22 protein-coding genes and 1 tRNA gene are annotated in these 26,600 nt (G+C 66.6%); 8 read left to right on the forward strand and 15 right to left on the reverse strand.

Annotated elements, in window-relative coordinates; genetic code table 11:
- Positions 1-8: 8 nt before the first annotated feature.
- Both AC2D8W_RS11830 and AC2D8W_RS11835 read left to right on the forward strand, forming a co-directional pair.
- Entirely contained in the window at positions 9-731 is a 723-nt protein-coding gene (locus AC2D8W_RS11830; RefSeq protein WP_293482315.1) for a helix-turn-helix transcriptional regulator, read from the forward strand.
- A gap of 195 nt (positions 732-926) precedes the next feature.
- Complete coding sequence (locus AC2D8W_RS11835) at positions 927-2,783, forward strand: M3 family oligoendopeptidase (protein WP_484671699.1); 1,857 nt, start codon at positions 927-929, stop codon at positions 2,781-2,783.
- A gap of 157 nt (positions 2,784-2,940) precedes the next feature.
- Here AC2D8W_RS11835 and AC2D8W_RS11840 read toward each other — a convergent pair whose 3' ends face one another.
- The 3 genes from AC2D8W_RS11840 to AC2D8W_RS11850 are packed head-to-tail and all read right to left on the reverse strand — an operon-like array spanning position 2,941 to position 6,296.
- Positions 2,941-3,549: a TetR/AcrR family transcriptional regulator gene (locus tag AC2D8W_RS11840; protein WP_484671700.1), complete on the reverse strand. Its 609-nt coding sequence runs from the start codon at positions 3,547-3,549 to the stop codon at positions 2,941-2,943.
- A gap of 15 nt (positions 3,550-3,564) precedes the next feature.
- On the reverse strand, positions 3,565-5,187 hold the full coding sequence (locus tag AC2D8W_RS11845) for a DHA2 family efflux MFS transporter permease subunit (RefSeq protein ID WP_484671701.1): 1,623 nt from the start codon (positions 5,185-5,187) through the stop codon (positions 3,565-3,567).
- Complete coding sequence (locus AC2D8W_RS11850) at positions 5,184-6,296, reverse strand: HlyD family secretion protein (RefSeq protein ID WP_484671702.1); 1,113 nt, start codon at positions 6,294-6,296, stop codon at positions 5,184-5,186. Before AC2D8W_RS11850 ends, AC2D8W_RS11845 begins: the two co-directional genes overlap by 4 nt.
- Positions 6,297-6,449: 153 nt before the next feature.
- Between AC2D8W_RS11850 and AC2D8W_RS11855 the strand changes: the two genes are divergently transcribed.
- Positions 6,450-7,697: a UbiH/UbiF/VisC/COQ6 family ubiquinone biosynthesis hydroxylase gene (locus tag AC2D8W_RS11855; protein WP_484671703.1), complete on the forward strand. Its 1,248-nt coding sequence runs from the start codon at positions 6,450-6,452 to the stop codon at positions 7,695-7,697.
- Between the two features lie 26 nt (positions 7,698-7,723).
- Here the strand turns inward: AC2D8W_RS11855 and AC2D8W_RS11860 are convergent, their stop codons facing one another.
- The 4 genes from AC2D8W_RS11860 to AC2D8W_RS11875 all read right to left on the reverse strand — a co-directional run bounded on the left by AC2D8W_RS11860 (position 7,724) and on the right by AC2D8W_RS11875 (position 10,091).
- Positions 7,724-7,924 (reverse strand): Trm112 family protein, encoded by a 201-nt coding sequence (locus tag AC2D8W_RS11860; protein ID WP_484671704.1) that lies wholly within the window; start codon positions 7,922-7,924, stop codon positions 7,724-7,726.
- A gap of 9 nt (positions 7,925-7,933) precedes the next feature.
- Positions 7,934-8,590, reverse strand: coding sequence for an LON peptidase substrate-binding domain-containing protein (locus AC2D8W_RS11865; protein ID WP_484671705.1), 657 nt, complete (start codon positions 8,588-8,590; stop codon positions 7,934-7,936).
- A 13-nt stretch (positions 8,591-8,603) separates the two neighbouring features.
- Complete coding sequence (locus AC2D8W_RS11870; protein WP_484671706.1) at positions 8,604-9,512, reverse strand: tetratricopeptide repeat protein; 909 nt, start codon at positions 9,510-9,512, stop codon at positions 8,604-8,606.
- Between the two features lie 72 nt (positions 9,513-9,584).
- The gene (locus tag AC2D8W_RS11875) at positions 9,585-10,091 is read right to left on the reverse strand and encodes a prolyl-tRNA synthetase associated domain-containing protein (protein ID WP_484671707.1); all 507 of its coding nucleotides are present in this window, start codon (positions 10,089-10,091) and stop codon (positions 9,585-9,587) included.
- Positions 10,092-10,326: 235 nt separating this feature from the next.
- Between AC2D8W_RS11875 and AC2D8W_RS11880 the strand changes: the two genes are divergently transcribed.
- From AC2D8W_RS11880 to AC2D8W_RS11890, 3 genes are all read left to right on the forward strand, one after another.
- Positions 10,327-11,052: a PEPxxWA-CTERM sorting domain-containing protein gene (locus AC2D8W_RS11880; protein WP_484671708.1), complete on the forward strand. Its 726-nt coding sequence runs from the start codon at positions 10,327-10,329 to the stop codon at positions 11,050-11,052.
- A gap of 133 nt (positions 11,053-11,185) precedes the next feature.
- Complete coding sequence (locus tag AC2D8W_RS11885; RefSeq protein ID WP_293482389.1) at positions 11,186-11,926, forward strand: DUF6065 family protein; 741 nt, start codon at positions 11,186-11,188, stop codon at positions 11,924-11,926.
- Between the two features lie 103 nt (positions 11,927-12,029).
- A tRNA-Gly gene (locus AC2D8W_RS11890) sits at positions 12,030-12,104 on the forward strand.
- Positions 12,105-12,221: 117 nt separating this feature from the next.
- Here the strand turns inward: AC2D8W_RS11890 and AC2D8W_RS11895 are convergent.
- The 5 genes from AC2D8W_RS11895 to AC2D8W_RS11915 all read right to left on the reverse strand — a co-directional run bounded on the left by AC2D8W_RS11895 (position 12,222) and on the right by AC2D8W_RS11915 (position 20,272).
- Complete coding sequence (locus AC2D8W_RS11895) at positions 12,222-15,368, reverse strand: type I restriction endonuclease subunit R (protein ID WP_484671709.1); 3,147 nt, start codon at positions 15,366-15,368, stop codon at positions 12,222-12,224.
- A 22-nt stretch (positions 15,369-15,390) separates the two neighbouring features.
- On the reverse strand, positions 15,391-16,344 hold the full coding sequence (locus tag AC2D8W_RS11900; RefSeq protein ID WP_484671710.1) for an SIR2 family protein: 954 nt from the start codon (positions 16,342-16,344) through the stop codon (positions 15,391-15,393).
- A 70-nt stretch (positions 16,345-16,414) separates the two neighbouring features.
- Positions 16,415-17,755 (reverse strand): restriction endonuclease subunit S, encoded by a 1,341-nt coding sequence (locus tag AC2D8W_RS11905; RefSeq protein WP_484671711.1) that lies wholly within the window; start codon positions 17,753-17,755, stop codon positions 16,415-16,417.
- Positions 17,748-19,361 carry a class I SAM-dependent DNA methyltransferase gene (locus AC2D8W_RS11910; protein WP_484671712.1) on the reverse strand — a complete coding sequence of 538 codons (1,614 nt, stop codon included), beginning with the start codon at positions 19,359-19,361 and terminating at the stop codon, positions 17,748-17,750. Before AC2D8W_RS11910 ends, AC2D8W_RS11905 begins: the two co-directional genes overlap by 8 nt.
- 89 nt (positions 19,362-19,450) lie before the next feature.
- Positions 19,451-20,272, reverse strand: coding sequence for a DUF7946 domain-containing protein (locus tag AC2D8W_RS11915; RefSeq protein WP_484671713.1), 822 nt, complete (start codon positions 20,270-20,272; stop codon positions 19,451-19,453).
- A 78-nt stretch (positions 20,273-20,350) separates the two neighbouring features.
- Here AC2D8W_RS11915 and AC2D8W_RS11920 point away from each other — a divergent pair, with 78 nt between their 5' ends.
- Both AC2D8W_RS11920 and AC2D8W_RS11925 read left to right on the forward strand, forming a co-directional pair.
- On the forward strand, positions 20,351-22,765 hold the full coding sequence (locus AC2D8W_RS11920; protein ID WP_484671714.1) for a phospholipase D-like domain-containing protein: 2,415 nt from the start codon (positions 20,351-20,353) through the stop codon (positions 22,763-22,765).
- A 2-nt stretch (positions 22,766-22,767) separates the two neighbouring features.
- Entirely contained in the window at positions 22,768-24,252 is a 1,485-nt protein-coding gene (locus tag AC2D8W_RS11925; RefSeq protein ID WP_484671715.1) for a hypothetical protein, read from the forward strand.
- Between the two features lie 200 nt (positions 24,253-24,452).
- Here AC2D8W_RS11925 and AC2D8W_RS11930 read toward each other — a convergent pair whose 3' ends face one another.
- Genes AC2D8W_RS11930 through AC2D8W_RS11940 form a run of 3 tightly spaced genes read right to left on the reverse strand, consistent with a single transcriptional unit; the run spans position 24,453 to position 26,460 of the window.
- Positions 24,453-24,902, reverse strand: a complete 450-nt coding sequence (locus AC2D8W_RS11930; protein WP_484671716.1) for a hypothetical protein — start codon at positions 24,900-24,902, stop codon at positions 24,453-24,455.
- Positions 24,899-26,152: a tyrosine-type recombinase/integrase gene (locus AC2D8W_RS11935; protein WP_484671717.1), complete on the reverse strand. Its 1,254-nt coding sequence runs from the start codon at positions 26,150-26,152 to the stop codon at positions 24,899-24,901. The genes AC2D8W_RS11930 and AC2D8W_RS11935 overlap by 4 nt, the downstream gene beginning before the upstream one ends.
- 11 nt (positions 26,153-26,163) lie before the next feature.
- Positions 26,164-26,460: a hypothetical protein gene (locus AC2D8W_RS11940; RefSeq protein WP_484671718.1), complete on the reverse strand. Its 297-nt coding sequence runs from the start codon at positions 26,458-26,460 to the stop codon at positions 26,164-26,166.
- Between the last annotated feature and the right edge of the window lie 140 nt (positions 26,461-26,600).

Here is a 26,600-nt window from a genome sequence, read left to right on the forward strand (position 1 = left end):
AGAACAAAATGCGACGCGCCGATCGCCTGTTCCAGATCATCCAGATCCTGCGGCGGACCACGCGGCCGGTGACCGCCGACGCCATCGCCGAGGAGCTCGAGACCTCCAAGCGCACCGTCTACCGCGACATCGCCGACCTCGTGGGCCAGAGGGCGCCCATCCGCGGCGAGGCCGGCGTCGGCTACATCCTCGAGGACGGCTACGACCTGCCGCCGCTCATGCTGACGCCCGAGGAGGTGGAGGCCGCCGTGCTCGGCGCGCAGATGGTGGCGGCCCGCGGCGATCCCGCCCTGCGCCGCGCGGCCGAGGACCTGATCGCCAAGATCGGGGCGGTGATCCCCGAGCAGCTGCGTCCGCTCGTGGTCGAGCCCGCCACGCGCGCGGCGCCGAGCTGGAAGGCCGCGCCCGACAATCTCGACATGGCCGAGTTGCGCGCCGCCATCCGCCACGGCCGCAAGGTCGCCCTGACCTATCGCGACGAGCAGGATCGCGAGTCCGGACGCACCGTGTGGCCCTTCGCCATCGGCTACTACGAGACCACGCGGCTGGTGATGGCCTGGTGCGAACTGCGGGGCGACTTCCGTTCGTTCCGCACGGACCGGATCACGACGGCCCGCTTCCTCGACGAGCGCTACCCCGACCGCCCGGCCAGCCTGCGCGCCCGCTGGCGGCGCCATCAGCAGGAGCACTGGGAGCGGATGGACAAGGCGCGCAAGGCGGCCGCCGGCTAGAGCGCGTTCCGAAAAGTGGGAACCGGTTTTCGGATCGAAACGCGCTCAAGCTTTTGATTTAGAGCCTCATTCTCCCGTTCAGACGGTTCCGTCTGAACGGGTGAGGCTCCAGGCCGCGCCGGCTTACGCTTCCGTAAGTTGCGGGCCGCTTCGGGCCTCCCTAGCTTCGCGTCACCTTGGGAGCCCTTTGACCAGATGACCGATTTCAGCCGCCGCCAGGCGCTCATGCTGGCCGCCGCAGCCGCCGCCGCGCCCGCCTTCGCCGACGCCCAGACCGCCGCCGCCGCGCTGCCCGCCGTGTGGGACCTGGCGCCCCTCTACCCCGACGCCGCGGCCTGGGACGCCGAGGCGAGGGCGGTCGAGGCCGCCCTGCCCGGCCTGGCCGCGCACAGGGGCAAGCTCGGGGAGGGCGCCGCCAGCCTCAGGGCCGCGCTGGAGGCGATCTCCGCGCTGCAGAAGCGGTTCCTGCGGCTGGTGGTCTACGCCACCCTGAAGGCCGATGAGGACCTGTCGGTCGCCGTCCACCAGGAGCGCCGCCAGCGGGCCCAGGCCCTGGGCGCGAAGTTCGGCGAGGCCACCGCCTGGACGAGCCCCGAGGTGCTGCGCGTGGGCCGCGCGCGCATCGAGGCCCTGCTCGGCGAGGATCCCGCGCTGGCGAAGTTCCGCTTCGGGCTCATGGATACCCTGCGCCAGGCGCCGCACACCCTGGACGATCAGGGCGAGGCCCTGCTCGCGGCGGCCTCCAACCCGCTCTCGGGCCCGACCACCGTCCGCGGCCAGCTCGTGGCCTCCGACATCCCGTGGCCCACCGTGACGGTGGCCGGGGAGCCGGTCCGCCTGGACCAGCAGGGGTACACCCGCGCGCGCACCGCCGCCGACCGCGCCGAACGCAAGAAGGTCTTCGACACCTTCTTCGGCGCGTTCAAGGGCTTCGAATCCAGCCTGGGCGCCGCGCTGGCGGCCAAGGTCAACGGCGACCTCTTCAACGCCCGCGCCCGCAAGTACGACAGCGCCCTGGCCTGGGCCACCGACGGGCCGAACATCCCCACCGGCGTCTACCGCACCCTGGTGGCGGAGGCGAACCGCGGCCTGCCGATCCTGCACCGCTACTTCGACCTGCGCCGCCGCCTGCTGGGCCTGTCGGACCTCGGCTACTGGGACATCTATCCGCCGGTCACTCGCCTCGACGCCAGGTTCGACCTGGCCGCCAGCCGCCGCCTCTCGCTGGAGGCCATGAAGCCGCTGGGTCCGGAGTACTCGCGCGAGTTCGAGCGGGCCACCGCCCAGCCCTGGGTCCACGTCTATCCGTCCAAGGGCAAGCGCGGCGGAGCCTATGTGTTCGGCGCCGCCTACGACGTGCACCCCTACATGCTGCTGAACCACACCGACAACTATGAGGGCCTGTCGACCTACGCCCACGAGTGGGGCCATGCGATGCACACGCTCATCGCCCAGAAGGCCCAGCCGTTCGAGCTCGCCGGCTATCCCACCTTCCTGGCCGAGGTGGCCTCGACCGTGAACGAGCAGCTCCTCGTCGCCCACATGGTCAAGGGCGCCAAGACCCGCGAGGAGAAGCTGTTCTACCTGGACCGCGTCTGCGAGATGATGCGCGCCACCTTCTACCGCCAGACCATGTTCGCCGAGTTCGAGCTCGCCATCCACGAGGCGGCCGAGAAGGGCGAGGCCCTGTCCGGCAAGCGGCTGTCGGCCATCTACCTCGACCTGCTCAAGCGCTACCACGGCCCGAAGATGACCATCGAGGAGGCCTACGGCGTCGAGTGGGCGCTGCCCGGCCACTTCTTCGACTACAACTTCTACGTCTACCAGTACGCGACCTCGGTGACCGCCGCCTCGGCCTTCGCCGAGAAGATCCTCGCCGGCGGGCCGCGCGAGCGCGACGCCTACCTGGCGGTGCTCAAGGCCGGCGGCTCGGACTATCCGGTCGACGTGCTGAAGCGCGCGGGCGTGGACATGACCTCGCCCGAGCCCTACCGCGCCATGCTGACCAAGTTCGAACGCACCATCGCCGACATGGAGAAGCTGCTGGGGTAAAGCGCCCCCGGGCGAGCGTCATGTTGAGCGCCCAGGCCAGGGCGAAACTGCCCGCGCGGCCGTGCGCCAGACGAAGATACTCCCAGCCGGCGGCGGTCCCTCGCCCGCGGGGACGGGATTCACGCCTGGCCGCATCACGGTCCCGGAGGCGCCGCCCTCAGATCGCGTAGGCGCGCATGAAGCGGCCGGCCGCCTCCAGCGCGACGGCCTCGATCTCGTCGTCCGTGAGCTCGATCGGCGCGCCCAGGAGCGCGGCGGTCTGGTAGCGGCCCAGCACCATGCCGCCGAAGAATTCGGCGGCCTGCAGGGGATCGGGGCAGGAGAGGCGGCCCGACGCGTTCTCGACGCGCAGGAAGTCGGCCAGGCTGCGCCGGCTGGCCCGGGGCCCCGCCTCGTAGATGGCGCGGGCCACCTCGGGCATGGTGGCGGTCGCCGCCATCGCCATGCGGTAGATGGCCATGCTGCGGACATTGACCACCGAGTTCAGCAGCACGCGGGCGTAGGCGGCCAGCGCCTCCTCGGGCCGCTCGACGGCGCCGGGGGCCGCCAGGGTCTCGACCACCTGGTGGGCGCGGCGCTCGGCCATGGCGCGGGCCAGCTCGGCCTTGGATCCGTAGTGGTTGTAGATGGTCTGCTTGGAGACGCCGGCCCGGCGCGCGATCTCCTCCATCGGCGCCTGCGGCCCCCGCTCGGCCATGACGTCCACGGCGGCGTCGAGGATGGCCTCGGTCTTGGAGAGGTCGATCTGGCCGGCGACCCTAGGCATGCGTCACCTCGGACATCAGTGCGCGCCTGCCGGCCGCGGCGGCCCGCCGGCGGGGCCCTCCTTCACCGGCCGAACGAACAGCGCGAGGCCGCAGGCGATCCAGCAGCCCATGGCCAGCGCCGCGAAAGCGTCGCCGAAGGCCAGCACGGAGGCCTGCCGGTGCATCATCCCGCCCATCGCCTTCATCGCCATGCCCTCCGGGTCGGCGGAGCCGCCCGCGCTCATCATCGACCGCATGGCGTCCATCATCGCCGCCGAGGTGGGATTGGCGGTGCTGGCGGCCGAGACGAGGTCCATGTAGTGCACGGCGGTCTGGTGGCTGAGGATGGTGGTCAGCACGGCCAGCCCGATCGCGCCCGCCACGTTGCGGGTCAGGTTGATCAGCCCGGAGGCGTCCTTCATCATCGTGACGGGCAGCGAGGCGACGCTCATCTGCTGCGCGGCGATCATCGCGACCATGGTGCCCAGGCCCCGGGCGACCTGCAGCACGAAGAACTCCCAGAACCCCCAGTCGTCGGTCACCCGCACGCCGATCTGGATGCCCCAGCCGGCGAGGGCGAACCCGCCCACCATGGCGATGCGCGGGTCCACATAGCGGACCACGCGGCCGGCGATGGGCGCCGAGAGGAACATGGTGAGGCCCGTGACGAGCATGACGTTGCCGACCTCGGCCGACGAATAGCCGCGCACCTGCCCCAGGAAGATCGGCATCAGGAAGGTGCCGCCGAACAGGCTGACGCCCGTGACGAAGGTCATCACGATGCCCAGGGTGAAGTTCATGTCGCGGAACGGCTTCAGTGAGACGATCGGCTGCCAATAGCTGAGCTGCCGCCAGACGAAGACCACGCCGGTGACCATTGCGAGCACGCTCAGCCAGAGGATGGCCGGGTCCTCGAACCAGTTTTCGCTGGCGCCCTCCTCCAGCACGTACTGAAGCGACAGCAGCGCAATGGCCATGAGCCCGAGGCCCCACCAGTCGATCCCCTTCGAGAGGCTCGGGTCGCCCTTGTCGAAGTTGGCGTAGCGGCCGACCAGGAAGATCACGAGCATCCCCACCGGGATGTTGATGAAGAACAGCCAGCGCCAGGACAGGAGTTCGGTGAGGTGGCCGCCCAGGGTCGGCCCGATGGTCGAGGAGAGGGTGACGATCAGGCCCACCACGACGTTGGCCGTCACCCGCCGTTCGGGCGGGAAGACCGTCATGGCGGTGGCGAAGACAGGCGGGATCATCGCCCCGGCGAAGAGGCCCTGCAGCGCCCGGAAGAAGATCATGGCCGAAACCGAGGTCGACAGACCTACGGCGGCCGAGGTCACGATGAAGCCCACCACCGCGACGACGTAGAAGGACCGCGTCCCCCACATCTTGGTGAGGTAGGCCGTGAGCGGCATGATCACGACCTCGGCGAGGAGGTAGATCGTCTGCACCCAGCTGATCTCGTCCGCGGTGGCCCCGATGCCCGACTGGATCTGGGTGAGCGAGCTCGCCACGATCTGGATGTCGAGCATGGCCATGAACTGGCCCACGACCATGCCGCCGAAGCCCAGGAACACCCGCAGCCAGTCCACCGGCTGGCCGTCGGCGCCGAGCTCCGCCGGCGCGGCGGCCGCCGGCCTGGGATGGAGCGCCGCGTCGGTCACCGGGCCGCGGCCGCCTCCGCCGCGCCGCCGCGGGCGTAGCGCGAGGGGAGCCGGCCCGCCTCGGCGAAGGTGGGACCGGTGTCGCGCGTGACGTCCACCTTCACCTTCAGGGACAGGCCCGGCCGCAGCGCCCCGGCCAGCTCCTGGTCGCCGTCTATGGCGATCCGGACGGGCAGCCGCTGGGTGATCTTGGTGAAGTTGCCGACGGCGTTCTCCACGGGAATGAGCGCGAACTCGGCGCCGGTCGCCGGGGCGAAGCTCTCGATGCGGCCGCGGATGGCGGCCTTGCCGAAGGCATCGGCGTGGATGGTCACCGGCTGGCCGATCCGCAGCCGCGCGACCTGGGTCTCCTTGAAGTTGGCCACCACATAGGCCTCCGAGACCGGCACGATGGACATCAGCGCGCCGCCGGGCCGCACGTACTGGCCCACCCGCACGCCCCGGGCGCCGACGACGCCGGCCACCGGCGCGCGAATCTCGGTGCGGGCGAGGTCGAGGCGGGTCTGCTCGGCCGCCGCCCGCGCGGCGGCGGCCTGGGCCACGCTCTGGGCGCGGGCCGAGCCCAGCGCCTCGGCGGTCCGGCGCTCGGCCTCGAGCGCGGCGCGGGCCTGGCTGACGCCCGCCAGCGCCTGATCCTGCGCCGTCCTGGCGGTCTGGGCGCGCTGGGGCGAGACCCAGCCCTCCTGTGCAAGCGCCCCATAGCGCTTCATCTCGGCCGCCGCCCACTGCGCCTGGGCGTCCGCGGCGCTCACCGCGGCCGCGCGCTGGGCGATCATCGCCTGCTCCAGCCGGGCCTTGTCGTCCACGGCCGCCACGCCCGCCTCCAGCGACCGGGCGTTGGCTTCGGCCTGGGCGAGGCGCGCCCTGAGGCTCGCGGGGTCGATCCGCACGAGGAGCTGGCCCGGCTGCACCGCCTGGTTGTCGTCCACCAGCACCTCGGCCACGTAGCCGTCCACCAGCGGCGCCACGGTCACCTTGTCGGCGGCGACGAACGCGTTGTCGGTGGTCTCGAAGGTCTGCCGGTCGACCCACCAGAGGCCGCCGCCGATCGCGATGGCCAGGGCGGAGACGCCGCCCACGACGGCGGGAACAATGGGAACACGCACCATTCGGGAAGCACTCCCCCGTACTCAAAAATGGACTGACGGGTCCAAGATCGAGATAGACCCGGCCGCGGGGGCCTTCAAGGGAAACATGGACCGAAGGGTCCATTCTTTCTTCGGATGCTGGACGGCCGTTCCCGTTCGTGGCCTATCGCGGCCATGAGCGCGAAAGCCGATGTGATCATCGCCGGGGCCGGAATGGCGGGGGCGACGCTGGCGCTGTCGTTGTCGCGGGCCGGCCTGACACCGGTTCTGGTGGACCCCGTCGTCTTCGACGACCAGCTTGCGCCCACCTTCGACGGCCGGGCCTCGGCCATCGCCTACGCGGCCTACCGCCAGTGGCGCGCCCTGGGCCTCGCCGAGGCGCTGGACCCGCACGCCCAGCGCATCGAGCAGATCCTGGTGACGGATTCCACGGCCCCCGGCGCGGCCGCGGGGGCGCAGCTGCCATTCTTCCTGCGCTTCGATTCCGCCGAGATCGCGGACCGGTCCGACGGCGAACCGCTGGGCTACCTGCTCGAGAACCGGCGCACGCGCGCGGCGCTGGCCGCGGCGGTGAAGGCGGCCGGCATCGAGGTGGTCGCGCCGGCGCGCGTGGCCGGCGCCGTGTTCAGCCCCCGCAGCGCGGACGTCTCCCTGGCCGACGGCCGGGTGCTGAGCGCGCCGCTGGTGGTGGGCGCCGAAGGGCGTGGCTCGGTGATCCGGAGCGAAGCCGGCATCGGGGTCATCGGCTGGGACTACCGCCACACCGGCGTGGTCGCGACCGTCCGCCTGGAGCGACCGCACGAGGGCGTGGCCCACGAGTATTTCCTGCCGTCCGGTCCGTTCGCGATCCTGCCGCTGACGGACAACCGCGCGAGCCTGGTCTGGACCGAAAGCCCGGCCCGCGCCGCCGCCCTGAAGACCGCCCGCCCGGAGATGTTCCAGGCCCATCTCGAGCGGCGGTTCGGCGAGTTCCTGGGCGCCATTTCGGTGGAAGGCCCGGTCTTCACCTATCCGCTCAGCCTGCAGCTGGCCGAACGGCTGACGGCCCCCCGTGTGGCCCTGCTGGGCGACGCGGCCCACGGGGTGCACCCGATCGCAGGCCAGGGGCTGAACCTGGGCCTGAAGGGGGCGGCGGCCCTGGCGGAGGTGCTGGTCGACGCCATGCGGCAGGGCGAGGACATCGGCTCGGCGGCGGTGCTCGAGCGCTACGCGGCGTGGCGACGGTTCGACACGGTGATGCTGTCCGCCGGCATGGACGCCTTCGTCCGTCTGTTCTCCAACGACAACCCGCTGCTGCGCGTGGCGCGCGGCGCCGGCATGGCCGTGGTCAACCGGATCGGCCCGGCGCGGCGCTTCTTCATGCACGAGGCCGGCGGCGCGGTGGGCGACCTGCCGCGGCTCCTGCGCGGCGAGGCGCTGTAGAGCGAGCAGGCGCGGCCAGGGGGCCGCTACTCGCCTTCGCCCAGCGCCCGCGCCTCTTCCGGCAGCATGATCGGCACGCCGTTGCGGATCGGATAGGCCAGCCGCGCGCCCTGGCTCACCAGCTCGCCCTTCTGCCGGTCATAGGCCAGCGGCCCCTTGGTCACCGGGCAGACCAGCACCTCGATCAGGCGGGGGTCGACATCGTGCTGTTGCGCGTCTTCGGACATGCCCCGCCTCTACTGCAGGTGCGGCCGCTCGTCATCCGGCTCGGTGGTGTCGATCTCGAGCAGGGTGGTGAGGACCTCGAACCTGGCCGCGAGGTCGGGCGCCTCGAGGAAGGCCTGCTTCTCGGCGGGCTCGAAGGGCAGGCCCATGCACAGGCTGTTCACCAGGGCTTCCAGCGGCGCGGCGCTGGCGGTCTCCCAGTCGATGTCGAGCTCGCGGCGGTTGAGGTAGCGCTTCAGCGCCTGGCCGAACCTCGCGCGGGCGGCTTCGGAGACCTCGACGTCCAGGTCCCGGTCGAGATCGGCGCCGAAGCGCGCATAGCCGGCGCGCACCTGGCGGTAGGGCATGCGCAGGTCCAGCTCCTCGCCCGTCTCGAAGCGGCAGACGCCGGTCAGGGTGATCAAGTATCGGCCGTCCGACGTCTCGGCGTAGCTGGTGATCCGCCCGACGCAGCCGACGTCGGACAGGATCGGGCGCGCGCGCGAGCCGCCTCGGGTCTGGACCATGCCGATGACTCGGTCGCCCGCCATGGCGTCGTCCACCATGTTGAGATAGCGCGGCTCGAAGATCTGCAGCGGCAGCTCGCCGCCGGGCAGCAGCAGCGCGCCGTCCAGCGGGAACACCGGGATCAGCTGCGGCAGATCGGCGATCTGGCGGTAGGGCGCCATGGCGGCCGCCTTTCTAGCTGAAGAGGATCGACGAGAGTTTCCGACGGCCCTGCTTGGCCACCTCGGACACGGGACCGGCCGCTTCGAAGATGGTCAGGAGCTGCTTGCGGGCGGCCTGGTCGTTCCATTCGCGGTCGCGGCGGATGGACTCGATCAGCTGGTCCACGGCCTCCATCATCCGGCCCGAGCCCGCGAGGGCCTTCGCCAGCTCGAGCCGGGCCTCGTGATCGTCCGGGTCGGCGACGAGGCGTTGCTCGAACTCGGCGGTCTCGGACGGCGCGTCGGCGGCCAGCGCGAGGGCAGCGCGCACGGCGTCGATGTCGGGGTCCCTGGCGTCTGGGGCGGCCAGTTCCAGCACCTCGGCGGCGCGCTCCAGGTCGCCCTGCTGCTGGTAGAGCCGCGCCAGGCCGCCGATCGCCCGGGCGTTGCCGGGATCCATCTGCAGGGCCTGGGCGTAGGCCTGGGCCGCGCCGCCCAGGTCGTTCACCTCCAGGGACTCCCTGGCGAGGTCCAGCACGGCGTCGATCGGCGAGGCGCCGCCCTGCTTGGCCAGGCGGTCGACGAACGCCTTCACCTGGCTGTCCGGGAGCGCGCCCATGAAGCCGTCCACCGGCCGCCCGTCGACGAAGGCGAAGACCGCCGGGATCGACTGCACGCGCAGTTGGCCCGCGTAGGCAGGGTTCTTGTCGATGTCGATCTTCACCAGCTTCACCGCGCCCTTGGCGGCCGTCACCGCCTTTTCGAGCGCCGGGCCCAGCTGACGGCACGGACCGCACCAGGTCGCCCAGAAATCGACGATCACGGGCGTCGTCTTCGACGCCTCGACCACGTCGGCCATGAAGCTGGCGTCGGTGGCGTCCTTGATGAGGTCGGCGGGGGCGCCCTTGCCCTGCCCGCCCTGGGTTTCGCCGATGAGGGTCATGCCCGGTCTTCCTTGTCCCTTGGTCGCCACCAAACGTCCTGCGCCCAAGATGGTCGCAAGTTGGCCTCGCCGCTACTCCACCCGGCGCATTGCAACGAAATCCACCACCATGGGGGTCACCCCGATCGCGGCGAGGAAGCGGCGCAGGCCGTCCTGGCTCACGGTGATGGTGGCGGTGTTGGTCAGCGGATGGAAGTTCACGAGCTCGGCTTCGGCGAGTGTGCGGTCGAGCACGAAGCGGACGCGGTGGTCACGGTCGTTCACCAGGCCGAAGGCGGTCACCGAGCCCGGCGTCACCCCGAGGGTCTCCTCCATCAGCTCGGCGCGGCCGAAGGACATGCGCGCGCCGTCGACCACCGTGTGCAGGCGCTTGAGGTCGATCTCGGCATGGGCCTCGGCCGAAACCAGCCAGAGCTGGCCCTTAGCGTCCTTGAGGAAGAGGTTCTTGGTGTGGGCGCCCGGGATTTCCTGCTTGATCTTGCCGCTTTCGCCCACCGAGAAGACGGCCGGGTGGTCGTAGGTGGTGGCCGCCACGCCGATGTCGGCGAGGAAAGCCAGGAGGTCGTCGCGGGTCCGCATGCCGCCGCCATAGCGAAGCCGCAGGGCCGCGCCTAGGACCTTCGACGCGCTGGAAGCGGGCGACAGGCCTCGCGTCCGGCGCGAGGTCCGCCCATGGCCGAGCCTGTTTTCGCAGGCGTTTCCGGCCCCGCTTCGCCTTTGAAGCGATTCGATTCGTCGGGCGCCCGACCTTCCAATAGGGTTAACGACGTGGGAGCCGCGTCACGAGCGGCTGATGAGAGACGGGAACCAGGTCATGAAGCGCCGGCTGTTTGCCGCGACTGTTGCGGCTGTGTTTGCGACGATATCCGCAGGATCCGCCAGCGCCGTCACTGTGACTGTCCTGTCGAGCGAGCCCGGCAATCTGACTGGGGGCCCGGGATTCTACAGTGGTCTCGCGTACGGTCACCAGATCATCTACGATTTCGACAACGCGATCGATCCCGGCTACGCGTGGTCGTTCAACAACGCTGCACTTTCCTATCAGCGCGATGGCTCGCTGGGCCTGGATCCTGGCCAGTCCGCTCCGCCACCCATCCCGGTGAACCCGAACAATCCCAATGGCGCCTACGCCTATGGCGATAGCGAGTATTGGACGGTGGAGAACGGGGGCTCAGCCACGCTCACTGCGTTGGGCCGGGCGATGCGCGGCTTCAGCTTCTACTTCGGCTCTCCGGACGAGTACAACGACGTAGAATTCACCTTCGCCAGCGCCTCTGGCGCGGTGACCGTCTCCGGTGAGGACCTCTGGACCAATCTGCCGGAGGACTTGACCGGCGACCAGTCGTGGGGCCGCCGCGTCTACTATAGCTTCGATGGCCCGGGGGTGCAGTCCATCACCTTCAGGTCCCGGGGCAACTCCTTCGAATTCGACGGGCTTGCCGCCTTGGCCGTCCCCGAGCCCACGACCTGGGCCCTGATGATCGGCGGCTTCGGCATGGCCGGCGCCATGATCCGCCGCCGGCGCAGCGCGCTCGCCTGAGCCGCCGCGCAAGCGTCAACGAAGGCCCCGCCTCGCGGCGGGGTCTTTTCGTCTGCGCGCTGGACGTCGCTGCGGGCGTGGCCTTAAGGGTCGCGCGCAAACCCCGCCTGGAGGGCCCGTGACCCAGCCGCCGATGGAACTCGAGTGCTTCCCGACCACCGAGCGGCCGCCCGAGATCGTGCCGGGCCGGCCGCAGCGGGCCTGGATGGACAACTTCCACGCCCGGCATCCCTACCGGTGCCTGCCGCTCAGCATGGCCAACTCGTCGGGCTGGGAGATCCTCTGTCCGGTCGCGTTCACCGCCGAATGGAACGGCGGCCTGATGCAGCAGGACCTGACGCTGCGGCCCGACTACCCGAACCCCGACTTCCACCGCCTGGCCACCAGCCACTTCAGCCATGGCGTCCTCACGCTGCACCCGGGCTACCTGTTCCGCACCCCGCCCGGCTGGTCGATGATGGCCATGGGGCCGCCCAACCACGTCAAGGACGGCATCCAGCCCCTGGCCGGCGTCGTGGAGACAGACTGGCTGCCCTTCCCCTTCACGATGAACTGGATCTTCACGCGCCCGGGCCGCGTGCGGTTCGAGAAGGGCGAGCCGTTCTGCTTCATCACCCTCGTGCAGGACAAGACGCTGCACGAGATCCAGCCGGTGATCCGGCGCATGGATTCCGACCCCGAGCTGCGCCACCAGTACGACGTCTGGGAGAAGCACCGGTCCGAGTTCAACCAGCGCATCTTCCGCGGCGACCCCGAGGCCACCAAGGAGGCCTGGCAGCGCTATTACTTCAAGGGCGAGTACCCCGAAGAGGTCGCCGCGCCGCCGGAAGGGCACGTCAACAAGCGCCGGCTGAAGGCGCCGAAGTTCCGCTGACGCGCGAAGCGCATCGAGGCCCCATTCGGCCGCTTGCAATGCGAAATGCCGTCTGCCATAAGGCCGCCTCTCGCATTTGGGGCAGACAATCGCCCCTCGGAGCGCGGGCGTAGCTCAGGGGTAGAGCACAACCTTGCCAAGGTTGGGGTCGGGCGTTCGAATCGCCTCGCCCGCTCCAAATTCGAGATCCCGAAAGACGAAGGAAAATTAGGCCCTAGGGGCCTTCGGCCCGCTTGCTCGGGGCTGGCTGCGGGGCCTTCGTAAGGCCCTGGTTGCAGCCTGGTTGCAGCAGACCTCAGGCTGTTTCCCGGAGCAGCGCTTCGGCTTGGGCCAGTACCGACTGCACTGCGGCGTCTGAAAGGTCGGGCGGGTAGCCGAAACGGCGCAGGATACGCTTCACGAGGATGCGCATCTGTGCCCTTGCGCTTTCGCGATGGTGCCAGTCGACGGTGGCGTTCTTTCGAAGCTGGTCCACAAGCTCATGGGCAATCACGCGCAGCGCTTCGCTCCCCATAATTTCCACCGCTTGCTCATGCTCAGCCAAGGCGTCGTAAAAGGCCAGCTCCTCGGGCGTGAGGCCAGTCTCCTCGCCGCGCGCTTCCGCGGCCTTGAGGTCTTTTGCTAGACCGATCAGCTCCTGGATCATCTCCAGCGCGGAAATGGCTCCCGCGTGATAGCGCGCGACCGCGTCTTCGAGGCGCTGAGAGAAGGCCTTGCTCTCAATGACATTGGTTTTGGCGCGGCTCCGGATCTCGCCCGCGAGAAGCTTTTTGAGGGCCTCCAGCGCCAGGTTCTTCTTCTCCATCCCAGCCACCTCCAACAGGAATTCGTCGGAGAGGATGGAGATGTCAGGGGATGAAATGCCGGCAGCCTTCAGGACGTCGATGATGTCTGCCGACGCGATTGCCTTGTCGATGAGCTGCTGGACGGCGAGCGTCTTCTGCGCAGTGCTGAGCCCGCCCTTGGCGCTGCTCTTAGCCAAGGCGGCGCGGATCGCCTGAAAAAACCCAACTTCGTCCTGAATTTCACGGGCCGGATCGCTAGCGGACGCAAGCGCATAGGCCTTGCTCAGTTCGAGCACGAGATCCTGATACCTGCGGTGCGCCCGCTTTTTCTCTTCAGGACCGGCCACCCTGGCCGCCTCCGCTTCTCCCCACTTCAGGACCCAGTCGACGGCCCCGGCCAAACACGCCAGGCGCTGCGTCGGAGTGCCTGTGATTCCAGGTGTGTAATCGAAGCCGTGGAAGATGGCGCAAATGACATCGTACCGCTCCATCAGCGCGGCGATGGCGTCGGCTTCGTCAATGCCGGTCTTCTCCTGATCGGCCTGGGTATATTGCCCCAAGGCGGTCTTTAGGTTCTGCGCGATCCCGATGTAGTCGACTATCAGTCCGCCGGGCTTATCTTGAAAGACGCGATTCACGCGCGCGATCGCCTGCATCAGGCCGTGTCCGCGCATCGGCTTGTCAATGTACATGGTGTTCATGCACGGCGCGTCGAAGCCGGTGAGCCACATGTCGCGCACGATCACGAGCCTTAGTGGATCTGACGGATCGCGTGCGCGCTTAGCTAAGAGGTCGCGCCGCCTCTTGTTTCCGATGTGCTTCTGCCATGCTAGGGGATCCGATGCGGCTCCGGTCATGACGATCTTCACCGAACCCTTGGCGTCGTCGTCGGAATGCCACTCCGGCCGGAGGGCAACGATCTCATCGTAAAGATCGACGCAGATCCGGCGGCTCATGCAGACGGCCATGGCCTTGCCGTCCAATGCCTCCAGGCGAGCCTCCAAGTGCTGTACGAGGTCCGCAGCAATCTGCTTCAGGCGTTTGCGCGAACCGACCAGGGCCTCCACCGTGGACCACTTGGCCTTGGCTTTCTCGGCCTCGGTTAGGGTCTCGTCCTCGACGAGTGCTTCGATCTCCGCGTCGATAACGGGCTTCTCGTCCTCGTTCAGCTCAATGCGCGCCAGCCGGCTTTCGTAGTAGATCGGCACCGTTGCGCCATCCTCGACGGCACGGCTGATGTCATAAACGTCGATGTAGTCGCCGAACACGGCGGGAGTATTGACGTCGTCGGCCTCGATCGGTGTGCCCGTAAAGCCGATGAAGGAGGCGTTCGGCATGGCTTGGCGCACGTAATGGGCGTAGCCGTAGCGCCGTTCTCCGGTCTGCTGGTTTAGGCGCGCGTCGAAGCCGTATTGGCTGCGGTGCGCCTCGTCGGCCATGACGATCAGGTTGCGACGGTCGGTTAGCTCCGGATATCGCTCTTCGCCCCGCTCCGGCGCGAACTTCTGCACTGTGGCGAAGATTACGCCGCCTGATGTACGGCTCAGGAGCCGCCTCAAATCCTCACGGGTATCGGCTTGCTCGGGGGTCTGGCGGATAAGATCTCGGCACAAACCAAAAGTCGAGAAGAGCTGGTCGTCCAGGTCGTTGCGATCGGTCAGCACAACGATTGTTGGATTCTCCAACTCAGGCGCCTTGACGACCAGGCCTGCAAAGAAGGCCATCAGCAGGCTCTTGCCTGAACCCTGAGTGTGCCACACCACGCCGATTTTTCGGTCGCCCTCCGGCCCGGCAGCGTCGATCGCTTCGGCAATGGCTTTTCGCGCGCCGTGAAATTGATGATAGCCCGCGATGATTTTGAACGGGCCCTTCTCGCCGTCACCGAAAACGGTGAAGTCTCGGATCAGGGCGAGGAAGTGCTCGCGGTCGAAAACCCCACGCAAAAGCGTCTCGAGCTCGGGCGCGCCCTTGTGCGTGAAGTCGTCGTCAGCCCCAGTGATCGTCCGCCACGGCATGAAACGCTCAAAGTCTGCGGTGAGAGACCCGATACGCGCTTCCATCCCATCGGATGCCACCAAGACGGTGTTCGTGCGGAATAAGCTAGGTATCTGTCCCTTGTATGTTTCCAGCTGGTTGAAGGCTCCGGTGAGCGTGGCGTTCTCGTCCCCAGGATTCTTCAGCTCCAGCACTGCTAAAGGGAGCCCGTTGACGAAGAGGACCACATCCGGGCGGCGGTTCCAGCCCGCCTCAACTACGATGAACTGGTTAACAGCCAGCCAGTCGTTCGCGTCGGGGTCGGCGAAGTCGATCAGCCAGATCTTGTCGGACACGATGCGGCCGTCGTCGGCCCGATACTCAACATCGACCCCGTCTGTCAGCATCCGGTGAAGTCGACGATTCTCCTCCACAAGGGACCCGGTTGCGCTGGTCAGAACTTGGCGCAGCGCTTCGTTTCGCGCGGCCTCCGGAACACCAGCATTCAACTTCCCAAGGGCCACCTCTAACCGGCGGAGCAGGACCACATCGGTGAACGCCGCGCGTTGCGGCGCCGGCCCGTCCGGGGCGATGGTGGTCCCGTGCAGATACAGCCAGCCCAGATCTTTAAGGATCTCAATGCCGGCTGCCTCAACTACGTCCTCGGAGAAGCCGCTGGTCACGGGGCGACGATCGCGGAAGTGGTCACAGGCCGCCCTCCATGAGCGATATGAGCAGGTCCTCGATGCATTGATCGTGGTCGCCGTCGGGGTAGTAAATTGGGTGAATGCCCGCTTCTGCCAGATCCTTCCTGCGAGACGCTCTATCTGCGTTAGCGGAGAGGGGCAGAAAGGCATAGTTCGGTGGTCGTGAGACCGAAGAATTCAGGTTTATTTCCTTCAGGACTTGCAGTGTCCGGTCGCTCGTCAGGCTGCAGCCAAGGAAAAGGATGCTTCGAGGGCCGCAAATCTCACCCAAGATGGCGGCTACAGTTTTCTCGTCGCCGTAGGCTCGGGTATATTCATCAGCTGTTACGACCCGGCCGATGTTTGATGCCGCTTCGCCATGTATGCGCAATAGACAATGTGGATCGGCTCCAAGTCGAACCAGTGCGTCTCGAAGCGCAGGCCCTGCGATTTCCGCCGTAAATCCGGAATGTGATTCCTGGAATACTTTGGTGAGCACGTAGTCCAGGTTCGTCGTGAGTAGCTCACCCGAAAACAACTGGGGTAAGAGGCGCACCGGCCCAGCGGGCTGTTTTCGGCGATTGCCAAGCCGGTTACCGATCTCTTCGTCAAACACTCGCGGCCCTACAGCGTCGAAGGCGAGCTGCGCCGCTTCCTCGTAGCGACCTTCGCCGATCATTGCCTCGAGGTCGGCCTTATGGTCGGGGGCGTCGGTCATCAGTGACCGAAGGAAATCGCCCCAGGGCGGGAAGCCGGATGAAACAGACATTCCGGCACCGATGAATGGAATTACCTGCTTAGCTTCGAACCGTTCGAGAAGAGCGTCAAACCGATCCCGGCATCCGTTTTCTTCGAGGAACTCTGCAGCCCTTTCACCGCATCGCTGACGCTCACCCTGGGACCACTCCGCGAAGCTGGCCTCAAAGTCGTCTGCTGCCATCCGCTCGAATACCTCAGCGGTGTCGAACTGCATTGTGCCAATAGTAACCGGCCAGTTCTCGTTGAGGTGATCGCGAAAGCGTTGGCGAAAATATTCCATCCTGTCACGCGGTCCCGTTGCGAGCGGACACGCGGACCTGTCCGGACATCAGGCGAGGCAGGAGATAATCGCGCGTATCTGCAAGAGCGTTGTTTTCGCGCGCTCCGGCGACGATGCGGTCGATTAGAGGCTGAGCGATCTCGCAAAATGCACGGACAACAGAAAGGTCGTTTGGGACTATGGATGTAATAGGCCGAAAATTCTTCTTGCTTATCTCCTGAAAGGTAGACCCATTTGCATTTGCAATTATTGAGTCCATGTTCGCCCGGCACCACAGATATAGGTAAGCGCTGCCAATATCTGAGGTGGGCCCAAGGGCAATAAAGCCCTGATTGATGGCTACAGGTTGCTGGGCAATAGCCAGGTAGCCGATTGGCGCGCGTGACGAGAGAAGTACGGTGCCTACGGGTAGGAGGCCGGACGTGATTCTTGCCAATCCTGCCGCGCTAATGCGGCGGCCGGTGTCGAGGAGCGCAAGATCCGACATCCCTGACAGGTCTCTTGGGGTGGCCCAACGATGCTCAGGTGGGTTCCACAAACTTTCGTCTGCCGTGCTTGGCGTCGATCCGCCCATCGTTTCGACAAGGTCGCCGATCGCGCGCTCCGCCCACCGTTCCGGAATCCCTTTGTGGGTGAGGCGATCCGGGAAGAGCGCCGCAAGTTCAGCGGCTCTAGCAACATCGGCAGTGAGGCCGCCCATGATCGTGACGGGGACGGTTGCGCCGGATAGCTTGCGGCGGACGGGTCCGAATTCGACGAACCAATCTAGGAAAGCGGCCTGAGCCATTGCCTCCAGCGTCGCGTTCATCCGCCGGTTCAGCTCGATCTTTTCGTCTAGTGTCGAAAGCGCTTCCGCAATCCGCTGCTGTTCGGCCAGCGGAGGAAGGAGAAACGAAAACGCCGCGACCTGCTTCGCACTTACATGCGGCACAGCGGTGCCCGTTTGAACACCCAGGATGTGCTCCGTGAATGAGCGCGAACCCACGATGCCAGCAAGAAAGCGCTGATCGACGCCGGGCTTTGCCCGTATGCGTAAGACACGTTGCACCAGCAGTGATGGGCAGTCGGCGGCCCCAATCACCGCCCACTTGAGCCCGGCTTCGATCCAAGGCCGGTCCATCGCTAGGATGATGTCGCCGACGCTCAAGTGATATTGGCGCAGAGCCTCGAAATCTGCCTTCGGCCAGCGTTTGACGCCGTCCCAACGCACTCTACGCTGGGCGACATTATCACCTCGAAGCAGTCGAATGTCGTCTGCGTCCTCGGTGAAGCTGGCGCTCTTGAACGGAAAGCCTACTGACAAGTCAGCCGCTTCGCCGAGCGTGATCTTCCGCCATTCAGGCAAGAGTATCGACCTCGCCGAGAGCGGCCTCGATACGAGACTCCAAGGCGCGGCCTTCCGCGAACTGTTCAATCAGGGCGGCCCGAAGCTCTTCAAATCTTTGCTCGAAGGGGACGCCATCATCTACTTCATCTCGCGCCCCGACGTAGCGGCCCGGTGTAAGTACATGCCCGTGGGATCGGACCTCCGCCAACTTGGCCGCTTTGCAGAAGCCGGGTTCGTCCACGTATGCAGGCAGGCCCTGTGTCTCGTTGACTTCGGCGCGATTGCGCCAGCGATGGTAGGCCTGAGTGATCTTCTTGATATCGTTCCGCGAGAACTCGCGCCGTGTCCGATCGACAAGGTGGCCAAGGCTGCGTGCGTCGATGAACAGGATTTCGCCGCGGCGATCACGGTGCCCGTTCGCGCTCTTGTCTCGCGCTAGGAACCACAAGCAGGCGGGAATCTGGGTCGAGTAAAATAGCTGGCCCGGCAAGGCCACCATGCAATCGACGATGTCGCCCTCGATCATTGCCTTTCTGATCTCGCCCTCTCCGGACTGTTCCGAGGACATCGATCCGTTGGCTAAGACGACTCCTGCGGTGCCGCGCGGTGCCAAATGATGAATGATGTGCTGCAGCCAGGCGAAATTGGCGTTGCCCTGAGGCGGCGTTCCGTAGGCCCAGCGAGCGTCGCCCTCTAGCTGAGGCTGCCACCAGTCCGAGATGTTGAACGGCGGATTTGCCATTGCGAAGTCGAAGCGCAGTGTGGGGAAGGCATCACGCAGGAAGCTGCCTTCGTTATTCCACGCGATATCCGCGTCGATCCCGCGGACAGCGAGGTTCATTTTGCACAGGCGCCAGGTGGTGTGGTTGCGCTCCTGACCGTAAACGGCGAGGTCGGAGCGACGACCCTGGTGCGCCTCGACGAACCGCTCTGATTGGACAAACATGCCCCCAGAGCCGCAGGCGGGATCGTAGACGCGCCCCTTGGTGGGCTCCAGCATCTCGACAATAGTTTGTACCACTGATCGGGGCGTGAAGAATTCGCCTCCACGTCGTCCCTCAGCACCAGCAAACTGCGAGATGAAGTATTCATAGGCGCGGCCTAGGAGGTCCCTCGCCTCGCCATGTCCGCCCTTCAGATCGACGTTCGAGAATAGGTCGACTAGCTCGCCGAGCATGGTTTTATCCAGCTGGGGGCGGCTATAGATCTTGGGCAGGACGTCCTTGAGGACCTTCACATTGGCCCTCTCGATCGCCTCCATGGCATTGTCGATCAGCCCGCCGATATCCCCCTTGCGCTCGCGCCCCGTCGTCACGTCCACGAACGTGATTTCTGGCTGTTTCGCGTTCGCCTGAAGGTGCCCCCAACGAGCCTCCGGCGGGACCCAGAAGACGTGCGCGGCGAGGTACTCTTCCGGATCCTCGGGGTCGGCGTACTCCTCCTTCTCGAGCTTGGCGCGCTGCGCCTCGAAAGCCTCCGAGATATATTTGAGGAAGATCAGGCCGAGAGCGACATGCTTGTATTCGGAGGGCTCCAGGTTGCCTCGCAGCTTATCCGCCGCCTTGAACAGCTCCGCCTCAAAGCCGAGGTCGCCCCCGTTCCCGTTCGTCTGCGCCGCCGCCATTCACGCCCCCGACCCCTATTGAGCCCCACGTCTAAGGGGCTTCGCTCGACTGAGCCAGCAACCGCGCGCCGTCGCGAGCCCGTCCGGTGCTACGTGAAAATGAACTCCGCCCCGACTACCAGAATGCTCTTGATCGACCCATCTTCCGCGCGAGTGGCGACATAGGAAATCCGTATGTCCTTGTTGGCTAGGCGCTTGTTTGCGTAGTTCTCAAGGCTCCGAGCCAACGCCACCTCCGTTTCAGGGCCTGCGTCTTTGGCAATGCGGAAGGGGACCGTTCGGCCGAGGTCGTCAAAGAAGATACGGCCCGTCCGGCCATTGACGTTGTAGCTGGCGACGTTACCCACGGCCACGGTGCGGGCAGGATCCACGATTGAAGATTCGATGTAGCGCTTGGTTTCCGAGTTGAAGACGAAACCAACGGATCCCGCGCTCAGGGTGAGCGTGGACGACTTGCTTTCAATGACACGGTGGGCGCGCACAAGGGCGGGCTCAACCGCCTCGACCAAGGCATCGAAGGTGCCCTGGTGCAGACCTTCAAAGGCTTCCGATTCATCCCCGGCCGGCCTCACGCCCGTGGCTCTATTGGCGAGACGCTTGAATACCTTGAAGACGGTGGGCACGTTCACGGACAATCCCGCGACGACCCCGGCCCACGTCCCTGGACTCTGAAGCTGGACGAGGAAATCTGCGGCCCAGCTGCCATTTCGCGGGGGCGCCATGAAGATACGAAAATTGTCGTACGGCGCTCGGCGGCGGACCTTGCCTTCGATGAAGTAGTTCATGGTGATGGTGGCCGCGTGCGCGACACCCTCAAGGCTCCAGCCGCCTTCGTCTCCAGGAAGAAGGTTGCCACCGTCTGGCGGTCGATACTCGTAGGTAAAGAAGCGTTCGACTAACGGCTGCACCATTGTTCCCCCGCTGCAAGGAGTGACACGAGCGGCTTCCTCTGCGCAACCTCACGCTGTAGCTTGAACGTGGGGGCGCGCTTGGCTGCACAGGAACTGTCGGCGCTCGACGTCTTGGGAGCGGCTCGCTGGGAGCATGCAGCCTTTACGACCTATGCGCTGAGCCTGTCCTTTTTCGAGGCCGTCGCCCTGGACGCGCTAGTGCGTGCTGGTTCGGCGCCGCCCCTCATACTCGCTGATGTGATGGGTGTTCAGGGCGCGCTCGCTGAGTACGGCGCGCGGGTCGTCGGCAAGGACTACAACATTGAGCCCGTCAGCGTGAAGCAAGGGGTGCTCCACGCAAAGGTCGCGGCGCTGCTGTCGGCCGATGACGCTCACCTTGTCGTCGGGTCGGGCAACCTGACCTTCGGCGGCTGGGGCGGGAATCTTGAGGTCGCCGAACACCTGCACCCCAGCTTTGCAGCCGACGCCTTCGATGACGCCGCGGGCTTCTTTCGAGCGCTCGCCACTAGGACGGATCGCGTGACACACGATGCCGGTGAACGGCTCGAACTGGTGGCGGATGCCCTGGAAAGCGCGTCAGCTTCGGGCGCTCGCAACGGCGACATCCGGCTTCTGCACAACGTGACCGACGACCTCACGGGTCAGCTGTTGGCCGAGGCGGATGGCCTGGGCGGCGCTACCCGGTTGGTCGCGGCTTCGCCCTTCTGGGACGATGGAGCCGCCCTGGCCGCACTCTGCACCCGCCTGGGTGTCTCTGAGGCCTTCGTGCACGCCCATCCGAAGTGGGTCGAGGGCCGCGGCGCGGACAACTGGCCCCGCGCGTGCCCGCTACCGGTACATCCGGTGGCCGTGGAATGGCTGGCGGCCGACGAGCGGCATCTCCACGCGAAAGTATTTGAGATCCAATGTCAGCGTGGGCGGCTGATATTCTCGGGCAGCGCCAACGGCACGGCGGCAGCGCTAGGCGGCGGGCGAAACATCGAGGCCGGCATTCTTCGCATTTCCAGGGCTTCCCAAGTCGGCTGGGTATGCGTTCCCGCGTCCGCCCCCGTTCCACCAACATCGGCGGAAGACGCCGACGCCGATGAGCAGCGTGTCAACGGCGTCTTGCGGGCTCGGCTGAGCGCCGGGCGGATCGACGGCCGCGTCCTGACGTCATATCCGGCCGGGCGTGCCCGACTACAGGTGGTGTTTGGCGGTGTGGCGCAGGATCTCGGATACACAGACGTCGATCCAGAGGGGCGGTTCGCCTGGCTAGCGGACGGCATGGAGAGCCAAGGCTGGGCTCTCGGCCGTGTTGTGCTGCGGTTGGAGACGCAGGCGAAAATCGCCGAAGGCTTCGTGACGTTCGCCGACCTGGCAGAAATCCGTCGGCGAACGGGGTCGGCCGCCGCCCGGCTGCTTGCGGTGCTCGCGCACACCGACACCCCGGAGGATGCCGCCGCCCTCATGGCCTGGGTCTGGGAGAATCCTCACGCGCTGTCCAGAGCGCCAGGCAATGGTGGCAGCTGGGGGCAGTCGGCGGCCCGCCCTCGCCCGCTCGCCAACATCCAAGAGCTGCTTTCAACGGCGGGATCGCACAAGCCCGTCACGCATCCGCCAGACGTGTCCTCAGCCCACGATACGGCTTGGAGGCGCTTCCTTGACAACATGTTCGCCGCGCTATCGGCGCCCCGAGAGTCCTTCGCGGCCCGCGAGGATGCTGGCGAGGATGACCAGGAAGAGGCTGGCGACGGCCTCACGCCCAAAGAACTTGAAGCGGCCCGAAAACGCGCCGAGGAGCGGCGTCGGCGACGGGTGGCTAATGAAAGGAAGGCCTTCGCGAACTTCGAACGCCACTTCGCGCGGGTTATGGAAAATCCCTCGGCTCACGGCGGGCTGGAGGCGATGGCCGCCATCACCCAGTACATTTGCGGTGCGTTGGGGGCGAGCGAGGACCGTACTCGCGACTATCTGCAGACCCTCACGGCCGCGATAGCGGAGAGCGGCGACACAGATCGTGACCTTGCTACTGCTCTCGTGATCGTCGACGCCATGAGCGACATTGGCCGCAGCTGGCCAAATCGTGCTCGATTCGCGCGCCGGAGGATGTTGAAGCAGGGATGGGCGCCAGAGGGCGCAACTCCCGACCTAGGCCGCGCTTCAGGGTTCCGGGCGCTTCTCTGTCCCAACGCTGACACCGACAAGTTCTGGGCGGAGATGGTTGGCGGCTCCACCACACAAGAGGAAGTGCGGGCTCTCAAGCGGCAGATGGAGACCGGGGTGCCAGGCGCTGAGTATCCTATCCTCCGCGCGCGGCCCGAATGGACCAAGCTGCAGAGCGCGTTGGATGGCTCTGCACGCGCCCGGCGAGAAATCCACTTTGTTTCGGCGGACACGTTGCGGTGCCCCTGTTCCTACTCCGCCCTGCCAACCGGCGTCCGGATTGAACTCCGGAGCGCTGCAATCGCGACCACTCCTTGCGGTCATGTGCTGCTTTCGGAGGATTTCTAGACATGGCGAGCGTGGCGGAACTCATCGCCGCGGCGCGGGAAGCCACTGAGCCCCGCCGAACGGCAGAAAACCAGATAAGGCCAGGCGGTGTGGACCCCCTAGGACTGCGGGCAATCAACTTCGACTTGATGGACCGCGTGTTTCCTGGCGTGAACAATGTCGCCAGACATATTCGGCCCTTCGTCGTGGTCACTTGGGCCTGGCGGCGCGCAGCCCAACTGGCCGCGCAAGCGGGGATGGTCGAAGCGCCGGCGGAGGTGTTGCAGGACTTCGTTGATCGAATTGAGGTGATGTTCGTGTGGTCGCAGTTCGCGCGCCACCCCGGCGCGGATCTGCCCGGTCGCGATGTCCTCGCGCCCCTTCTCGCAGCGGGCACCTACACGTTTGGTGGCGAGGAGTGGCGCAAGCGCCGGGACGTCCGGGAACTCTCAACTGCACTGAGCGCGCCTATCAACTACGGGCCAGCAACGCGGACCCTTGGGTGGCTGATCTCAGACGTCATCAATAGCGGCGCGCTGAAGCCAGGGGCGGGCGTCGATCGCGCACTTGACGCGTTTGAAGCCCGGCTCCGCCCACACCTCGATCATCCGGCCTTTTCTACGTTGGAGCCCGTCACGATCTCACACGCTGAGGTGCTGGCCTGGAGTGAGGCCTGGGCCTTGGACGATCCTAGCCCCGAAGAGAAGGACGTGATGGCCGAACTCCTTGGCGGCGCGTCGGCTAACGCGGCCCGCCGGAGCGGTCTAGAGCTTCTAACCCAAACGGCTGCCGCCTCCGCCACTCTCGACGAGGCAATCCTGCGTCGGGCGATGTGCAATCTACCCGGGTCGCCTACGCTGTCTGAGAACGGCTCCAGCGCCGCGGGGGCGTGGCGCACGCTTCAGGTGCGCCAGCTCTTCCGCCTTGCCCTTGAAGGTCTCTTCTCGTGGTGCGTCGGGAAGCTCGACGCGCCCATGCACACAGAGCGCCTTGTCGCGATGTTCTTGAAAGCCGTCGGGGAGGATGAAGCGACTGCGCAAGCGTGGCTCAGCTTGCCCGCCGAGATCGGGCCGGTGGAGCTGATGGAGGAGTTGCAGGCCTGCATCTGGTCGGAAGACCAGGAGACGTTTCCCGGCCTCTATCGCCGGGCCATAGCTTTGTGCTTCGCCGAAGCGCCAGATAGTTCAGCGGGCGAAAGCGTCGACCGCCTCCCGTTGGCCATGGCGGCGCGGGAAGTCCGGTTGCGTCTCGATGCTTCGCCGGCCGCCCTCATGGCACATGTTATCGAAGCGTGGGTATTCGGCCAGCACGTGTACTGGAGCGTCGGGCGAGGCCTGGCCGATGCGCGCTCGGGCCGTCGGCGGTTACTCCGCTTGCGAGTGGTGCTCGAGGAAGGCGGCTGGGCGAGGTCGCCGGGCGCTCAACCTGGCATCCCGAACGCCACGCCGGATCGGCTCGGCACCATGCTGACCCTGGCTGCCGAAGCGGGGCTCGTGGGGGTTCAATAACCTCTCAGGAGCCTGCACAACCTACACAATATGCACAGCTGTTCCGCTCCCGGCCCCCTCCCCGAGGGGTCGCCATAGAGGGGGGGCGGATCCCCCCGAGAGCCGTCACGGAGGGGGCTCGAACGGGTACATGGGCCGTGCCGGGCATGCCGCCGGCCAGCGCCACTCGCCGGGGGCCGACGGGAGGCCCACCTTTCACCCTAGTCCGCATCACTCTGCGAGCTAGTGATCGCCCCCAATATTTCAATCAGGCGATCCTCGATGACGCCGGCCAGCCAGAGAATTGAGCCGGCACTAGTCAGCGCGACGGCGAGGGGGAGGCTTGCGCCCCCGACGCCGGCCGCGGCGCTGAATGCGGCGATGATAAATCCCAAGATCGACAGCGCGACGCCAACTCGCCGCATCCTCGATCTCTGGCGTGAGCCGTGCAGGGTTGGCCTCATCGCGGGTGCATGAGAAGCCGCGTTCGCTTCGGCAACCTGCTGGTCAGCCGAAAGCCGGATGCGGTGCGTCTCAAGATACGCCTGGTGCAGTCGCGAGGCCTCCTGGACCTCACCGGCATCAAGCAATTGCCGATACCGCTCGCTTGCCTCGCTGCCGGACAGCGCGGCAAACTCGTTCACATCCGCTCCTTCGTTGACGCCCGTCATGCGGCCACCGCTGGGCTGCTGTAGGCCTCCTGGAGCCGCTCCACGGCCTCGCCGCCGCCCCGGACGGCCTGGGTATAGTGGCCCAGCGTCACCGCCGGGTTGGCGTGGCCGGCGAGCTTGGCAACCAGGCCGACCTCCACGCCCTGCGCCTGAAGCGTCGAGATGAAGCTGTGGCGGGCGGAGTGGAGGCTGACGTAGGGCAGGCCCAGCTCGGCGAAGATCGGCCGCCAGAAGCGGCTCCTGAAGTTCTGGTAGTTGAGCGGCCGCCCGCCCTCGATGCGGCGAGGGTTGGGCCAAGCCTGCGCCCGCCCCGGCGTCGGGAAGACGCGGTCGGGATAGTCAGGGTCCCGCGGGCACCGCTCCTTCCAGTCCAGCAGCATCTCCCGCAGCATCGGCATCATCGGGACCTCTCGCATCCCGGCTTCGGTCTTGGTCATGTTGCAGAGGGAATTGTCGCGCTCCTGGATGCGGCGGATGCGGATGACGCCGCCGTCGAAGTCCACGTCCTCCCACAAGAGGCCCAGCTGCTCGCTCGCGCGAGTGCCCGTGAGGAAGGGGAAGGCGTAGTAGACGCCGCGCTCAGGGTCGGCCTGGGCGGCCTCCAGCACCATGGCGATCTGGTCGGGCGCCAGGATGGTCTTCCGCGGCCGCGACTTCCTGCGACCCGTCAGCGTGGGCATAGAGGGAGGCCGGATGCCGAAGTCCTCTTCGCCCAGGGCGAGGACGCTCTTCAGGACGGACTTGGCTCGGTTCGCGGTGTAGTCGCCCACCAGCTCCTTGAGCGTGGTGTGCCATTTGCGGATCTCTGAGGTGGTGAGGTCCACCGCCAGGATGTCGCCCAGCAAGGGCTCGAAGACGGCGTCCTTCGGCGCCTGGCCGTAGCGACTGTACATGTACCGCTCGCGGGGCGTGCCGCGAAGCAGCGGACCGGTAATCACCTCGGCGACAACCCGGTACCCCTTCACCGTGCTGGGCTTCACGCGCCCTTCGCTGAACTGCACCCAGTGCTCGATCAGCGCCCGCATCGTGGGCGATCCCCGTCGATCATTGTAGATGCCGCCGTGGACGGCGGCGACGATCTTGTTGCGCGCTGCCTCGGCATCTGAGCGCCGGGCGAACGAGGGCTGCATCCGCCGGCCGGTCTTGGGGTCGCAGTAGTTCAGGAAGTAGCGAACCTGCGTGACCGTGCCGCCGCCCGCCTTCGGGCGGACGCGCTCGCGTTTGGTGATGGTGATCTGGAAGTCGTGCATTTCGGTTTCCGTTAGCGCCCTACGGGGCGCGCCTGAGTTTGTGTTGGAGTGGGCCGCAGGCGGTCGGCCGCTTGGGCATGGAGGTCCGCGGCATGCTCGGCCTCGGCGTCGATGCAGGCGGCGTCGAGTTGCTCGAGCCATGCCGAATCCATGGCGGCCAGCAACACCGCGGCCCTGCTGAGGCCGCGGGCGGCCGTGATGTCGGCGGCGGTGGTCGCGCCCGCCCATGCGGTGCGCGCCGCCTCGTGGGCTGCTATGGCGTCCGCCCGGGGTGCCGGGAGGGCGTGGGCGAGGATAGTGCGGGACATCTGCGGAACTCCATGGAGAGCGACCGCCTGACGCAGATCGCTATCCCATTGAAATTAAAACACAACGAGAGCCGCCGCATAATTTCCCGCGCGATCGGGAACGCCCAAGAGCTGCAACCAAGACTGCAACCAAGGGCACG

The organism is Phenylobacterium sp. T106, from assembly GCF_057219735.1.